The sequence below is a fragment of the Acidovorax delafieldii 2AN genome, assembly GCF_000175235.1.
In the GTDB taxonomy this organism is placed as follows: domain Bacteria; phylum Pseudomonadota; class Gammaproteobacteria; order Burkholderiales; family Burkholderiaceae_C; genus Acidovorax; species Acidovorax delafieldii_B.
In genome coordinates this window covers 1-890 of record NZ_ACQT01000570.1, presented here as the reverse complement: position 1 = coordinate 890, position 890 = coordinate 1, and the positions used below count along the sequence as shown (strand labels likewise).

At 71.2% G+C, this 890-nt stretch carries 1 protein-coding gene; it reads right to left on the bottom strand.

Going from position 1 to position 890, the window contains the following annotated elements; all coding sequences use genetic code 11:
• The coding region (locus ACDELDRAFT_RS23105) for a glycerate kinase type-2 family protein (RefSeq protein ID WP_040330889.1) at positions 1 to 890 on the bottom strand (890 nt) is incomplete at both ends.

Below are 890 nucleotides of genomic sequence, written 5' to 3'. Positions count from 1 at the left end.
CGGGAGCCGCGCCCTCGCGGCGCGGGCCGACCGTGACGGTGGTCTCTCCGCCGCTCAAAATGACGCAGGGCCGCGCAAAGGGTTGACCCCGCAACGCCACGCAGCGGGCCAGCGCCGCGTGCACCTTCCCCACGTCGCGCGATTCGCCTTCGATCTCGTCCGAAAGGACATGCGCCGCCAGCCCCGCCTTGCGGGCCACATCCGCAGCCGCTTCGAGCGCCTGCCATGGCGTGGCCACGAGATGGACCGCATGCCCGGCAAAGACGCCACCCTCGGGTTTGGGCGTCTCCAGCGTGCCCTCTTGCAAGGCGCGGCGCACGGGCGCGGGCACCTCGATACGGTAGCGCTCCAGGATCTCGAGCGCGTCGGCACAGGTGGTTGCATCCGGCACAGTGGGCCCGCTGGCGATGACGGAGGGGTCGTCGCCGGGGACGTCGCTGATGGTGAGCGTCACCACCCGTGCGGGGCCGCACGCGGCCGCCAGACGCCCGCCCTTGATGCGTGAAAGGTGCTTGCGCACGCAATTCATCTCCGCAATGCTGGCGCCACTCTCCAGCAACGCGCGGTTGATGCGTTGCTTGTCTTCCAGCGCCAGGCCATCGGCCGGCAGCGTCAGCAGAGACGAGCCGCCCCCCGACACCAGGCACACAACCAAATCATCGGCCGTGAGGCCCGCCGTGAGGTCCAGCATGCGCTGCGCCGCCGCCATGCCAGCAGCGTCGGGCACGGGGTGCGCGGCCTCGACCACCTCGATGCGCTGCGCAAGCCCCAACGGCCGGGGAGGCACATGGCCATAGCGCGTCACGACCAGGCCCGACAGCGGCGCATCGGCTGGCCACAATGCTTCGAGCGCCTGGGCCATCGATGCGCCGGCCTTGCCGGCGCCCAGC